We start from the raw sequence: 13,846 nt of genomic DNA, 5'->3' as shown, positions 1-13,846 counted from the left end.
GCCGCCTCCTACCTTCCGTTTCCGTTGCTGGGACGCGACACGGCATCAATCGCGACAGCTAAGAGCAGTATCGCACCCGACACCATCAGCTTGTCCGCCGCACTCGCACCAGTCAGGTCCAGCCCGTTTCCGAGCGATCCGATGACCAAAGCGCCAAGGATTGCATTCCAGACTGACCCGCGGCCGCCAAAGAGTGATGTGCCCCCAATCACTGCCGCGCCGATCGCCTCAAGCAGCAAGGAGCCACCGGCGAAGGCCGTATAAGATACCGACCCATAGCGGGACGCTCCGAAAATTCCACCAATGGCGGCCATAAGGCCAACAATTGCGAAGGCCGAGACCCGAATACGTTTGACCTTCATCCCCACGCGCCGCGCGCTTTCAGCATTGCCGCCAACAGCAAAAAGTGAGCGACCATACGGTGTGCTGGTTGTGATCCACCCCAACAGTGCAGTGATCGCGACAAGCAGCACCAGCAACAACGGCAGAGACCGATAAGCGTTAAGCGTCAGCACGACGGCCACGACAATGACAGAAAACGCGACGACCTGACCCCAAAGAGCGAATGGACTGTCCTGTTCCAAGCCAAGCGCTTTGCGCCGGCGTTGCTTGCGCAAATTGGAGTATGCGAACAGGCCGACAACTGCCAACCCCAGAACAATTCCCCAAAGGTCCGGGATAAGAACCCGAGCTATTCCGCGCACGAAGGGATCACCGACGTTCAAGTTTCCCGTCGGCAGGATCTTTTGCATCAAGCCTTGGTACCCCAAAAGCCCGGCTAGCGTTACGACAAATGAGGGGATGCCGACATAGGCAACAAGCAAACCTTGCGCTGCGCCCATAACAATGCCGACGAAAATCACAATGATGCAGGCCAGCCAACCGGGCACGCCGCTCAGCACCAGCACTCCCAATAGCGCGGCACAAACCCCTGCAGTCGCGGCTGCAGACAAGTCTATGTCACCCAGCAGCAATACGATTGTTATCCCAACCGCCAACGTGGCAATCACAGCAGATTGCATAAACAGATTGTAGATATTGCGAGGGCTTAGGAAGATCGCACGGAAACTGTCTGCTTCGCCGCTCATCAAATCAATGAGCGGCAGGACAAGCCCGAAATACCCCCAGATTGCTGCCAACGCGAGGAGGACAGGAACAAAGGCCCCGAATTGCGTCTCGCGCAGAGCGCTGAATCGGTCGAGAAACGTCAATTTAGCATCAGGCTGCATTGCCATTCTCCGTGTCCAGGCCGCGTGTCATGGCGACGACAATTTCGTCTGGGTTCGTCTCCGAGGTTGTGTAAGTGGCGACATTTCCTCCATGACGAAGCACGGTGATCCGGTTTGAGACTTCGAAAATGTCGCGCATGTTATGCGAGATGTAGACGACCGCATGGTTCGTTTCGCGCAGTCGCTTTACGACCTCAAGCACCTGACGGGTCTGTGCGACGCCCAATGCGGCTGTGGGTTCATCCAGCATAACGACCGAGCTTTCGGCTCCAACCGCGCGGGCAATCGCAATGGCTTGACGTTGACCACCTGAAAGACCGCCCACCTTGGCACGAACAGATTGCAAAGTGCGCACTTCGAGCCTGTCGATGGCTTTCTTGGCTTTCACTTCCATTTCCAGATCGTCCAGAGGGCGAAGAAGACGCGGCAGAAACCCCCAACCGGGCTTTACAGGTTCCGCCCCCAAGGACAGATTGGCTGAAACATCCAGATTTTCGCACAAAGCAAGATCCTGATAGACAATCTGAATACCCAGCTCAGTTGCGTCATTGGGTGAGGTCACGTCGACTGGCTTACCGTCGAGAAAAAACGCGCCGTCATCCGCAAGATGTGCCCCGGCGAGCACTTTCATCAGTGTGGATTTGCCTGCGCCGTTGTCGCCGACAAGGGCCATCACCTCACCGCGAGCGACCTCAAAGTCAACACCGCGCAGGGCGTGCACGCCGCCAAACCGTTTTTGAATGCCACGCACAGCAAGGTGCGCTGGTGGGGCAGCTTGCCCCACCATTTTGTCTTCAGACGTCATAACTCGACCTTGTTATTTGCAGAAGTCGGTTGAGGCGGCTTCGCCCTGACAGACCATGTCTTTGGTAATCGAAGCATCATTTTCGATCACATAGGCAACACCTTCTGCGCCGATGGCCGAGTACGAACCAACCGGCACATAGGCCACTTCTGCTCCGACACCGTTGGTGACGGTTTGCGGCGCGAGATCCGAGAAGTCTTCTCCATTGACCAAACGCAATGTGACCTGTGCTGCGGCCGCAGCCATATCTTCAAGCGGACGCCATCCACATTGGGTCTGCTTGCCCAGCAGCATCAACTGTTGTGCTTGCACCGTGCAGTCCAAACCTGAAACCGGAACAGTTCCGGCCATACCCTGCTCCTCCATCGCCGCGATGGCGGCACCGGCGTTCCCGTCGTTGGAAGACACAACGCCCTGAACGTTGTTATCCAGTTGAGTCAGCGCCTGATCCATCGAGCGACGGGCAATGGCCGGGTCCCAGCCCTGTGTCCAGTTCTCGTATCCCATGACGCGTGCGCCGCTTTCAAACAAAGGTGTGAGTGCACGAAGTTGGCCATTGTGGATGACTGCTGCATTCGGATCAGTCGGCGAACCCTTGAGCAATACCAGCGTGTCGCCGTCCTTTGTATTCTCGATCACATGGGTCGCCTGATCAAATCCCATACCCTCCAAATCGGCCTGTACCCAGAACGTGGTGTTAGGCGAGTTGATCATCCGGTCATAGGCGATTGTTGGGATACCTTCTTCGGCAGCCGTATCCGCAATGATCGCCGAGCTTTCCCCGTCGATAGGGATGACAACAAGAACCTTTGCGCCTTGAGTCAGTGCCTGTTCCGCCTGTCTCTGCTGCGTGGCGGTATCATTGTTGGCATTGAACACTTCAACTTTCACGTCAGGTGCAATCTCACCCATAGTGCGCACAAAAGCTGCAGCATCTTGCTGTTCCCAGCGTGGATTCACGTTTTCTGGAAGCAGTAGTGCAACCATATCTTCGGCCGATGCCGCCCCGGCTGCCAGCAACGCGGACGTTGCGACAGATCCGGCCAACAGGCCTTTCGAAAGCTTTGAAAACATCATATCCTCCTCGTCGATGTTTCGGGCGCATTGCGCCGGATTATCTGGTGGAGTTCTCCCGATTTATCGGGCCAACCTGACGACGCGAGGCTGGGTAGAAGCATGTCTCGTGTCGTCACCACTAGCCCGGCCACCTTCCCGGACAGTGGACATCTCATCCCATTTGTTCTTTTGCACCACGTTTTGCGCTGAAATCCGGCAGAGCCCCCGAAAGGCGTTCAAAAGTATCGGCCAAGTGCTCGCGCATTGCAGATGATGCCGCCTCACTGTCGTGAGCTTCGATCGCCTTCAATACTTGCCGGTGCAATGGCAACGATCGTTTGTTTTCGCGCGGATCGCTGTTTGTCACTTTGATTGAGCTCAGCAGCGCCGAAAAGATCACGCCCTCCAAAGCAATAAGCACTTCATTATTCGCGGCGCGCAGGACAGAGCGGTGAAACAGCGCATCGGCAACTACAAAATCCTGGATCGAGGTCGCCTGCTCCATGTCGTGCTGTGCTTTGCGAATGTCTTCGATCTGCTCTGGCGTTGCCGTTTGAGCTGCCCAGCCCGCAGCATTGGGCTCAACCATTTGCCTGACATCCATCAATTGACGCAGAAACTCAGGCTTCGGCTCGATGCCTTGATGCCAAGCCAGCACATCATCATCCAGAAGATTCCAACTTGCGCGCCGCCGCACTCGTGTTCCACTACCGCGACGCACTTCCAGCAAACCTTTGCCAACCAGCAGCTTGATTGCCTCACGGACAACAGATTTGCTGACCCCGAAACGGGTGCACAGCTTGTTTTCATCATCAATCAAACTGCCTTCCGGGAAATGCCCGGCAACAATGCGCCGTCCAAGTTCCCGACACACTTGCGTTGCGAGGCCAGGCGCCACACCCGCAGTGTCTTTCAAGTCATAGTATAGAAGCTCACTCATATGATGATATTAAACATCTGATGTTTAATTTGTCCAGATGTTTTAAGAAATCCGACATAATGATGCTAGGAGATTGCGGCGTGAGAAGAAGCAAAGCACCAAAAAACAAGAACTTTCCTGGTTCGGGAAGCCTACGATTTCTTCAAATCTCAAGAGCGTAACCTTCAACGAAACTTGGAGCGTGACGCCAAGCCTGCGAAAGCTATGGTTTCGCAGCTACTCTTTTGCGTATTGGGTCAGAACTCTAACGTCGACATCGGAGGCGGCGCAGCAGCTGCCAATCCATGGAGCCCGGCGACAGCCGAGATTCGGCCCATAGCCGACTTTGAGCACTTCATTGGATTTCGCAGCTGCAGCCCGCATTCCGGCCATTCGCTGCACGCGCGAAATCTAAAAAGCCCGCCGACGGGGATCGCGTAAGAAATTCGACAAATGGCCTCTGGTTGTGAATGCCGATTGCATTTGTACATTCTAAATTGGTCGTCGAGTTTGACTATCCCGCGAAATATTGAAGCACTCACAGAAGAGCTCTTTCATTTAGTCAGAACGACGAAGGAGTGCAGGCGCTGATCACTTTACATGGCGTATCACCGGCATTCCGAAACCTGTGTGGCAATATGCTTGAGAAGTAGTACGCGTCCCCGGGACCCAGAACCCTGGACTGCCCATCTACGGTCACTTCAAGGCGGCCCTCTATCACAACCGCACATTCTTCTCCTTCGTGGAACAGTTCAGATCGGCCCGAGTCGGCACCGACATCGTACTCTTCTATGAGCATCTGGAGTTTTCTGTCTCGGCGCTCTCCTGCGACAAGCAAATAGGAAACGCCAGGTGATCCCAAGTCGCGCATTCTTTCGTGCGGGTAAAAAAACGACTCCTCGTTCTGCAATTCAAAACTGAAGAAGAAGCCCAAATTGACGTCTACCGAGGCAAGGATCTTCTTTAGCAGCGCCACGGAAGGCTGAGTTGAACCGCTTTCGATTTGAGAAATCGTCCCGCTACCCACTCCCGCGCGTTTGGCCATTTCACGTTGACTGAGGCCTTTGGTCGTCCGAATCAACTTTAGACGACGGGCTGTTTCGAGATCTGATGACAAAACCGTTACTCTAGTGCTTTCTTGCTTTGGATCGAAAGCATTCTAGGGGTGCAATGATTTTTTTCAATAACTTACAGATTAAAATAAAACCGGATGTGCTGAAGGTCTGAACTCTGCAAGGATTTGTCATCAAATGAAAATCTGTTTCACGAGGAATGAACGTGCTCGATCAACCCAACACAATGTCATCGTTTTGGATGCCGTTTTCGGCCAATCGTGATTTCCTTCGCGAGCCCCGAATGATCCAAGCAGCCGAGGGGATGTACTACACCAGTTCTGATGGTCGGAAGGTCATGGATGGCACCGCCGGACTGTGGTGCGTCAATGCGGGTCACCGTGATCCGCTGATCGTTGAAGCCGTGCAAAAACAGGTGCACGAGCTGGATTACGCACCAAACTTCCAGTTCTCCCACCCTCAGGCATTTGAGTTGTCGGCCAAGCTGACCGCGATGATGCCTGAGGGAATGAACCACGCATTCTTCACCAACTCTGGCTCCGAGTCCGTCGATACGGCACTAAAGATCGCGCTTCACTACCATCGAATGCGCGGCGATGGGGCGCGTACGCGCTTGATCGGGCGCGAGCGTGGTTACCACGGCACAGGGTTTGGTGGCATCTCGGTTGGCGGTATCGTCAAGAACCGCATGCATTTCGGCGCGCTTCTGACCGGCGTTGATCACCTGCGTCACACGCATGATCTGGACAAGAACGCATTTTCCCGCGGTTGCCCACAACACGGGGCAGAGCTGGCAGACGATCTGGAGCGTTTGGTTGCTTTACATGACGCCTCGACAATTGCGGCTGTGATCGTCGAACCAATGGCCGGTTCGACCGGTGTTCTCCTGCCGCCGAAAGGATACCTAAAACGACTGCGTGAGATCTGCGACCGCCATGGCATTCTGCTGATCTTCGACGAAGTTATCACTGCATTCGGTCGCTTGGGGGCAGCGACGGCGTCAGAGTATTTTGATGTAAAGCCAGACATCATCACGACCGCCAAAGGCCTGACCAACGGTGTCATCCCGATGGGTGCGGTCATTGTATCCGACAAGATCTATGACTCGGCGATGGAAAACGCCGATGCGCCGATTGAGCTGTTCCACGGTTATACCTATTCTGCAAATCCGGTGTCTTGTGCCGCCGCGCTGGCAACGCTGGAGAGTTACAGGGAGAACGATCTGTTCCGCCGCGCTGCATTGCTATCGCAGCCCTGGGAGGATCAGCTTCACAGCCTCAAAGGTCTGCCGAACGTCATCGATATCCGCAATCTGGGATTGGTGGGCGCGGTCGAGCTTGCACCACGAGAGGGCGCGCCTGGGGCACGGGGTTATGATGCAATGAAACGAGCCTGGGACGCCGGAATAATGATCCGTGTCACAGGTGACATCATCGCCTTGTCTCCACCTCTGATCATCTCGGAACCCGAAATAACAAAACTTTGTCTAACACTTGGAGAGGTATTGGCGGATCTGCCATAACCCCTGACTTCTAACCCCAAAAAGGACTGACATCATGAAAGATGCATCCCCGATCGCTTTGATCGGCCACTACATTAATGGCCAAATCACTGCTCCATCCGGTGAGAATACTCAGCCGGTTTTCAATCCCGCAACCGGTGCGCAAACCGGCGAGGTGTCACTGGCGAACGTCCAGACTGTCGACGACGCAGTGGCCGCTGCCAAAGCCGCGTTCCCGAAGTGGTCAAACACACCGCCAATCCGACGCGCCCGCCTTATGAACAACTTTCTGGCCCTGGTACGCGAGCATAAGGACGATCTGGCACGCGCCATCACGGTTGAGCATGGCAAGGTGTTCACCGACGCCCAAGGCGAAGTTGAGCGTGGCATTGATATCATCGAGTTTGCCTGCGGTATCCCGCAACTCCTCAAAGGCGATTACACGGAGCAGGTCTCCACTGGCATGGACAACTGGACCACGCGTCAGGCGTTAGGCGTTGTCGCCGGGATCACTCCCTTCAACTTCCCGGTCATGGTGCCGATGTGGATGTTCCCGATCGCCATCGCCGCAGGCAATACCTTTATCCTGAAGCCGTCGCCGACCGATCCGTCCGCAGCGTTGCTGTACGCGGATCTGATGCAGAAAGCCGGTTTCCCTGATGGCGTCTTCAACGTCGTTCAGGGTGACAAGGTCGCCGTGGATGCGCTGTTGGAGAATGACGACGTCAAGGCTGTGTCCTTTGTCGGTTCGACCCCGATTGCGAACTACATCTATGAAGTTGGCGCGCGGCATGGCAAACGCGTTCAGGCTCTGGGTGGCGCGAAGAACCACATGCTGGTTATGCCCGATGCCGACATGAACAAGGCCGCCGACGCCCTGATCGGCGCGGCCTTTGGCTCGGCGGGCGAACGCTGCATGGCGATCTCGGTTGCCCTGCTGGTTGGCGATGCTGCAGACAAGCTGATGCCGGTTCTGAAACAGCGCGCCGAAACACTGAAGGTCAAGAATGGCCTTGAGCTGGACGCCGAGATGGGTCCGATCGTCACGGCCGCTGCACGCGACCGCATCAAACGGTACATCGACTCTGGCATCGAAGAAGGTGCGGACCTTCTGGTTGATGGCCGAGACTACACCGTCGAAGGGCACGAGGCTGGCTATTTCCTGGGCGGCAGTCTGTTCGACAACGTCACACCCGACATGAAGATCTACAAGGAAGAGATCTTTGGCCCCGTCCTGTCCTGCGTTCGCGTCTCGAACTTTGCCGAAGGTCTGCAACTGATCAACGATCACGAGTTTGGCAATGGCGTGTCGCTGTTCACCCGTGACGGCAACGCCGCGCGTGAATTCGGCAAGCAGGTCCAGGTCGGCATGGTCGGCGTCAACGTTCCGATCCCGGTTCCGATGGCCTGGCATGGGTTTGGCGGCTGGAAGAAGAGCCTGTTCGGCGACATGCACGCCTATGGCGAAGAGGGTGTTCGTTTCTACACCAAGCAGAAATCCATCATGCAGCGCTGGCCCGAAAGCATCTCGGAAGGTGCCGAGTTTGTCATGCCAACGGCAAAATGATCATCCGATCCAAGGAGTGAAGAACATGTTCATTGGTGTTCCCAAGGAAATCAAGAACCATGAATATCGGGTCGGCCTGACCCCCGAGAGCGTCGCGGAACTGGTTTCGCATGGTCACAACGTCATTGTGGAGACCAATGCCGGTGTCGGCATTGGAGCTGAGGACGAGGCCTATCGTGCCGCTGGTGCCGAGATTGCCGAAACCGCAGCGGATATCTTTGCCAATGCGGAGATGATCGTGAAGGTGAAGGAACCTCAGGCCGTTGAACGCGCTATGCTGCGCGAAGGTCAGATCCTTTACACCTATCTGCATCTGGCCCCCGACCCGGAACAGACCAAAGATCTGGTCGATTCGGGCGCTGTCTGCATCGCTTATGAAACCGTCACCGACGACATTGGCGGTCTGCCCCTGCTGAAACCGATGAGCCAGGTTGCCGGTCGCATGTCAATCCAGGCCGGTGCCAGCGCTTTGGAGAAAGCCAAGGGTGGTCTGGGCGTATTGCTGGGCGGTGTGCCCGGCGTGAAGCCCGGCAAAGTTGTGGTCATCGGTGGCGGTGTTGTTGGGTTCAATGCGGCCCAGATGGCCGTCGGCCTGCACGCGGACGTGACCATTCTGGACCGTAACCCTGCAGTTCTGGAGAAGCTGGAAAACCACTTCGAGGCCTCGGCCAAGGTTGTCTATTCAACCAAAGCTGCGCTGGAGGAAGAAGTCACCAATGCGGATCTGGTTGTTGGCGCGGTTCTGATCCCGGGCGCTGCTGCGCCCAAGCTGGTCTCGCGCGAACTGATCTCGAAAATGAAACCCGGTGCGGTCGTCGTGGACGTGGCGATAGATCAGGGCGGCTGCTTTGAAACGTCCAAAGCCACCACTCACGCAGAGCCTACCTATGTTGTCGACGATGTTGTTCATTACTGCGTCGCCAACATGCCTGGCGCAGTCGCCCGAACCTCGACCTATGCACTGAACAACGTCACGCTGCCGCACGCTCTGGCTATTGCCAACAATGGCTGGAAGCAGGCGCTTGCAGACAATCGTCACCTGATGAATGGCCTGAACGTGGCCCACGGGAAGGTGACGTACAAGGCTGTGGCCGATGACCTTGGATACGAGTTCATCGCCCCGGAACTTTGCTGAACTGAAGCAAAGAAATGTCCCGCCGCGCGTAATGCGGCGGGACACACACCACTGAGGAGGAAACCTAAATGACTACGAAGATTAACCGCCGCGCCCTCGGCGCGATGGGTGGCGCTGTTTTGCTTGCTGCAACCACGATCTCAACAGCAGCCGCAGCGGAAGACATGACACTGCGCTTTGCCGGTGTGTTCCCGATTGACCATCAGGGCACAAAAATGATGGAGCAGGTCGCAGCGGATGTCGCTGCAGCAGACGTCGGCCTGAAGATCGAAGTATTCCCGGCAAACCAACTGGGTTCGGGTGAGGCGCTGTTCGAAGATGTTGCACGCGGCAATATCGACCTGGCATCGGCGTTCATCTATGCCGATACCGATCCACGCCTGGAATTCCTGTCCATGCCGTTCCTGCTGGGCGGCTGGGATGACATGGAAAGCACGCTTCTGAACATGGATTCCGAGTTCAACACCATCCTGCAAGAGATCACCGACGAATATGGCGTGCGCGTCATGGCGCAGAATCCGGAAGGGTTCATCGGCATCGTTTCGTCGCAAGAGCCCCAGAACTGGAATACTTTTGACGACAAGGGCATGAACATTCGCGTCTGGTCGTCCAGCGTTGTGAAGTCGATGGTAGAAGAACTGGGTTACCAGGCGACCACCATGGCATGGGGCGACATCTTCCCCGCGCTTCAGGCCGGCATTGTCGACGGAGCAATCTGCTGCACGAAGACCGCGACTTACTCGATCTTCGCCAAATCGGATGTTGGCACCCATTTTGTCGAGTACAATTCGATCTCAGAGCTGACAACCTTCTATGCATCGCAGCGGACACTCGACAAGCTGAACGACGATCAGCGCGCCGCGCTGCAAGCCGCGATGACCAAGGCGTCCGAAGACTTCTTTGCCTACAATCGAGAGAACGACGAAGTGTTCGGCCAGAAATTGCTCGACAAAGGCTACACCATCCTGCGCCTGAGTGACGAAGAACAAGCTGCGATGGCCGCTCATGTCCAGGAAACGGTCTGGCCAGCGATGGCACAAAACGTCGGTCAGGACATCATCGACCGCCTGCTGGCTGCAAAAGAACAGCAATAATCACTGAGAAAAGGGTCAGCTAATCAGTTGGCCCTTTTTTCGTCTCTGGCTCAACAAAGGGAGGGAGAAAGATGTCTAGCACTGAAGCTGAGCGTCCGTTGGTCGTCGAAAGTGCAGAAAAGAAGAGCTCGCAAAAAATCACTGACGAGTTGCCAGTCATTATTGGGTATCCGCTGAAAGCAGTGGCTTTTGTCATGAGGCAGATCGTCATGTTTGCCGGTTTCCTGATGGCTTTCACATTTGGGGCAGTCGTTGTAATCCGGTATGGATTTGGCGGTGATCTGTTTGCCTACGAAGAGTGGCTTTTGGGCATTAGCATCATCGGCTTTTTTGCAGGTGCTGTTCTGGCCTCTGCCCGCAACCTGCACATCAACGCAGACATTCTTGGCATTGTGATCCAAAACCCTCGGTTGATTTGGTGGCGCGGCTTTGTCGTCCTGACAGTCGAGGTGCTGGTGATCTTATTCCTCATGTACGCCTGCTATGTCTCGCTGCTTGATGACTTCTCATTCCCGCGACTGCGCGCAACCCCGGTGCTGCGCATTCCGTTTGTGACCTGGCGGATTGCGATCATGATTGCCTTTGGCCTCATGGCGACGTTCACGGCGGCATATCTGTACGTGCATATCCGCAAGGGGCTCGGGCTTCCCTTGAGATCAGAAATGCAAAAAGGAGAAACCCAATGATCATCGGAGGAAGTCTCCTAATCGTCTGCTTTATGCTGCTGTTGGGCGTCAGCGTTTATGTAGCATTCGGATCGGTTTTGATTTTCATCGCCCTTGTCGGAGATCAATCCATCACCGGCTACTTGCCCACCGGCTCTACAGGTATCCGCTCACTTGTACTTCTGGCGATCCCACTCTTCATGATCGCCGGAGGCATCATGGAGAAAGGTAAAATCGCGGCCCCTCTTGTCTCTCTGGCTGAAATGTTCATTGGCCATATCAAAGGAGGATTAAGCGCGGCTGGGGTGTTGGCCTGCGGTGTGTTTGGCTCCATTTCCGGTAGTGCCAATGCAACGCTGACCTGTATCGGCGGCATCATGATGCCCCATCTGAAAAAGGCCAACTATCCGGGTGGGCAATCGGCGGCTCTGATCGTGGCGGCCAGCCCCTTGGGTCTGTTGATCCCACCGAGTTCGTCTCACATCCTTTATGGCTGGGTTGCACAGCAGCACGTACTGAAGTGCTTTTTGTCCACGGTCATTCCGGCGATCATCCTGATCACTCTTTTGATCGTCGTTAATCAGTTCATGCTGCGGAAGTATGACGACATCAACCTAACGGAACGTCCTAAACCGTTCCTGCCTACATTCGGAGTTCAGGCACGTTTGGCCGGGCCTGCGCTTATGATGCCGCTGATCATTCTGGGCGGGATCTATGGCGGCATAATGACGCCAACCGAGGCTGCGGGTATCGCAGTGGTCTACTCGATCCCGATCGCGATTTACTTCTACCGTGGCCTGACCTGGAAAACACTGGCTCAGACCATCCAGAATTCCGGTGTTACGATTGGCGTGGTCATGGTCATGATCTTCATGGTTCTGATCGTGTCGGACAATTTGATCTCGCAGGGCGCCCCTCAGTTGGCCAAGGATCTGGTTTATTCCGTGTCGGACAATCCGGTCGTCATCCTTCTGATGATCAACGTCGTGATGATCCTGATCGGGATGCTCATGGATGATATTTCGGGTCTGCTTCTGGCGACGCCGATCTTGCTGCCCATCGCGCAGAGCACTGGAATGGATCCAATACACTTTGCGGCCGTGATTGGCGTGAACCTTGGTATGGCGAACATCACCCCTCCAACTGCGCCGCTGCTTTACCTCGGAGCTCAGGTCTGTGATGAGCCGGTTTCGCGCATGCTATGGCCCACTTTGATCTTCATAGTTTTTGCCTGGCTGCCGACACTGATGCTGACAACTTTTGTACCAGAGTTGGCCCTTTTCCTGCCCGACCTCCTGCTCAGCAGGTAGCGGCAAGAAAGCGCAAAAACCTCAAGACGAAACAACGCGCACCCCATTCTTATGACTGGGGTGCCTGAGCGCCCTCCTAAAGATGAAGTGGGAGAGGCCAGTCAGCAGCAGATAACCGAAAATCCAAATACGGAGGTTTGAAATGTACAAAAATGTCTTAGTCGCGCTGTCTCTGGAGCATGGCATCAGTGAGCACGCGCTTGCGGCGGCACATGCCCTTGTATCCGAAGGTGGAAAAATCACTGCCGCGCATATCCATGAGCCCCCAAATAGACAAATAATGTACTATATGGATGAAGGGATCGCAGAAAAATCTCTTCAAAAAGCAAAGGCGCGTTTGGCCGAGCGCCTAACAAGTGAGACCGACGTGTCGTCTATCTTGCTCGAGAGCCAATCGGCAGGTCGCGCAATCACCGAATACGCCAACAAACATGGCTTCGACTGTATTGTCCTCGCTTCACATAAACCTGGGATGAAAGAGTTCTTTTTGGGTTCCACGGCTGCTCTCGTTGTTCGCCATGCTCAGTGTTCGGTGCATGTACTCCGTCTGTGACGCTGGTACCCGCAACATGTTAGCAACTTTGCCCTGCGAAATCTGCCGCGATAAGCACGTCTGACGGCGACCTAGGTCTAATTTTGGCGTACCTAAAAGAGTTTCACTTTGCGGCATTCGGGAGGTAGGACTCGCAGCCGATCTCGGCGGCAACGCGGCATCCTGTGATATCCTCTTTCGTCAACGTCGGGTTGTCGTTGTGGGCGGGAATGGCGGAAAGGAGGATCTGTTATGGATACACCAAACTTACCTGCCATTCGTGCGCTTCGCCCAGCTTGGAACAAGGGACGCATTGTCGGTCAAAAACGCCCGTTAAAACCCAAACACGTCTGGGCAATTCGAGTAAGATTGGAGCTCGCAGAGAACCATCGCGACCTCGCTCTCTTCAATATGGCCATCTACAGCAAGTTGCGCGGCTGTGACTTGGTGAAGATGAAAGTCGTTGACATCATGGCCTCTGGTCAGATCAAGGAGCGGGCTTCGGTGCTGCAAAGTAAAACTCAGAAACCGGTCCGCTTCGAAATTTCTGAAGGTACTCGGACCTCCGTCGAGAAGTGGATGGAAGATGAACTCATGGTTGGGTCTGAATACCTTTGGCCAGTGCGTTTCCATGAGCGTTTGCACATTTCAACGCGCCAGTATGCCCGGATCGTGCGTGATTGGGTCACGTCTATAGGTTTGGAAGCAAGCGCATATGGCACACATTCGATGCGGCGCACAAAGGTTACTCAAATTTACAAAAAGACGGGCAATCTGCGCGCGGTGCAACTCTTACTTGGGCATACAAAAATGGACAGTACCGTTCGTTATCTCGGTGTTGAGCTTGAGGATGCACTTGCCATAGCAGAGGCCATTGAAATCTGAATACTACGGGCCGCTTTCGTTGGCGGCCCAGAACTGCCGTTCAAGAATATCCGTCTCTGCACTACAGCATTCCCC

General features: G+C 55.1%; 13 protein-coding genes. 8 read left to right on the top strand and 5 right to left on the bottom strand.

Annotated features, from left to right (window positions below; genetic code table 11):
- Nucleotides 1-8 precede the first annotated feature (8 nt).
- The 5 genes from ACR0AY_RS07895 to ACR0AY_RS07875 all read right to left on the bottom strand — a co-directional run bounded on the left by ACR0AY_RS07895 (nucleotide 9) and on the right by ACR0AY_RS07875 (nucleotide 5,126).
- Complete coding sequence (locus tag ACR0AY_RS07895; RefSeq protein ID WP_170511059.1) at nucleotides 9-1,229, bottom strand: ABC transporter permease subunit; 1,221 nt, start codon at nucleotides 1,227-1,229, stop codon at nucleotides 9-11.
- On the bottom strand, nucleotides 1,219-2,034 hold the full coding sequence (locus tag ACR0AY_RS07890; RefSeq protein WP_170511062.1) for an ATP-binding cassette domain-containing protein: 816 nt from the start codon (nucleotides 2,032-2,034) through the stop codon (nucleotides 1,219-1,221). Before ACR0AY_RS07890 ends, ACR0AY_RS07895 begins: the two co-directional genes overlap by 11 nt.
- A gap of 12 nt (nucleotides 2,035-2,046) precedes the next feature.
- Nucleotides 2,047-3,108, bottom strand: coding sequence for an ABC transporter substrate-binding protein (locus ACR0AY_RS07885; protein ID WP_170511064.1), 1,062 nt, complete (start codon nucleotides 3,106-3,108; stop codon nucleotides 2,047-2,049).
- Between the two features lie 154 nt (nucleotides 3,109-3,262).
- The gene (locus ACR0AY_RS07880) at nucleotides 3,263-4,030 is read right to left on the bottom strand and encodes a FadR/GntR family transcriptional regulator (RefSeq protein ID WP_170511066.1); all 768 of its coding nucleotides are present in this window, start codon (nucleotides 4,028-4,030) and stop codon (nucleotides 3,263-3,265) included.
- A 541-nt stretch (nucleotides 4,031-4,571) separates the two neighbouring features.
- The gene (locus ACR0AY_RS07875) at nucleotides 4,572-5,126 is read right to left on the bottom strand and encodes a cupin domain-containing protein (RefSeq protein WP_170511069.1); all 555 of its coding nucleotides are present in this window, start codon (nucleotides 5,124-5,126) and stop codon (nucleotides 4,572-4,574) included.
- A 155-nt stretch (nucleotides 5,127-5,281) separates the two neighbouring features.
- On the opposite strand from ACR0AY_RS07875, the gene aptA reads away from it, so the two are divergent.
- The 8 genes from aptA (at nucleotide 5,282) to ACR0AY_RS07835 (ending at nucleotide 13,771) form a co-directional block, all read left to right on the top strand.
- On the top strand, nucleotides 5,282-6,604 hold the full coding sequence (gene aptA, locus ACR0AY_RS07870; RefSeq protein ID WP_170511072.1) for an omega-aminotransferase AptA: 1,323 nt from the start codon (nucleotides 5,282-5,284) through the stop codon (nucleotides 6,602-6,604).
- A 34-nt stretch (nucleotides 6,605-6,638) separates the two neighbouring features.
- Nucleotides 6,639-8,150, top strand: coding sequence for a CoA-acylating methylmalonate-semialdehyde dehydrogenase (locus ACR0AY_RS07865; RefSeq protein WP_480453940.1), 1,512 nt, complete (start codon nucleotides 6,639-6,641; stop codon nucleotides 8,148-8,150).
- 25 nt (nucleotides 8,151-8,175) lie between these two features.
- Nucleotides 8,176-9,285 carry an alanine dehydrogenase gene (gene ald, locus ACR0AY_RS07860; protein ID WP_170511076.1) on the top strand — a complete coding sequence of 370 codons (1,110 nt, stop codon included), beginning with the start codon at nucleotides 8,176-8,178 and terminating at the stop codon, nucleotides 9,283-9,285.
- Nucleotides 9,286-9,389: 104 nt separating this feature from the next.
- Entirely contained in the window at nucleotides 9,390-10,379 is a 990-nt protein-coding gene (gene dctP, locus ACR0AY_RS07855; RefSeq protein ID WP_170511570.1) for a TRAP transporter substrate-binding protein DctP, read from the top strand.
- A gap of 71 nt (nucleotides 10,380-10,450) precedes the next feature.
- The gene (locus ACR0AY_RS07850) at nucleotides 10,451-11,065 is read left to right on the top strand and encodes a TRAP transporter small permease (RefSeq protein WP_254429826.1); all 615 of its coding nucleotides are present in this window, start codon (nucleotides 10,451-10,453) and stop codon (nucleotides 11,063-11,065) included.
- On the top strand, nucleotides 11,062-12,354 hold the full coding sequence (locus tag ACR0AY_RS07845; protein WP_170511078.1) for a TRAP transporter large permease: 1,293 nt from the start codon (nucleotides 11,062-11,064) through the stop codon (nucleotides 12,352-12,354). Before ACR0AY_RS07850 ends, ACR0AY_RS07845 begins: the two co-directional genes overlap by 4 nt.
- Nucleotides 12,355-12,496: 142 nt before the next feature.
- Nucleotides 12,497-12,907 (top strand): universal stress protein, encoded by a 411-nt coding sequence (locus tag ACR0AY_RS07840; RefSeq protein ID WP_170511082.1) that lies wholly within the window; start codon nucleotides 12,497-12,499, stop codon nucleotides 12,905-12,907.
- Between the two features lie 231 nt (nucleotides 12,908-13,138).
- Entirely contained in the window at nucleotides 13,139-13,771 is a 633-nt protein-coding gene (locus ACR0AY_RS07835; protein ID WP_170511085.1) for a tyrosine-type recombinase/integrase, read from the top strand.
- The last annotated feature ends 75 nt before the right edge of the window (nucleotides 13,772-13,846 follow it).

It is taken from the genome of Ruegeria sp. A5, from assembly GCF_056543005.1.
Note: the sequence above shows the minus strand (reverse complement) of the source record. Positions and strands in the feature narration are given on the sequence as shown.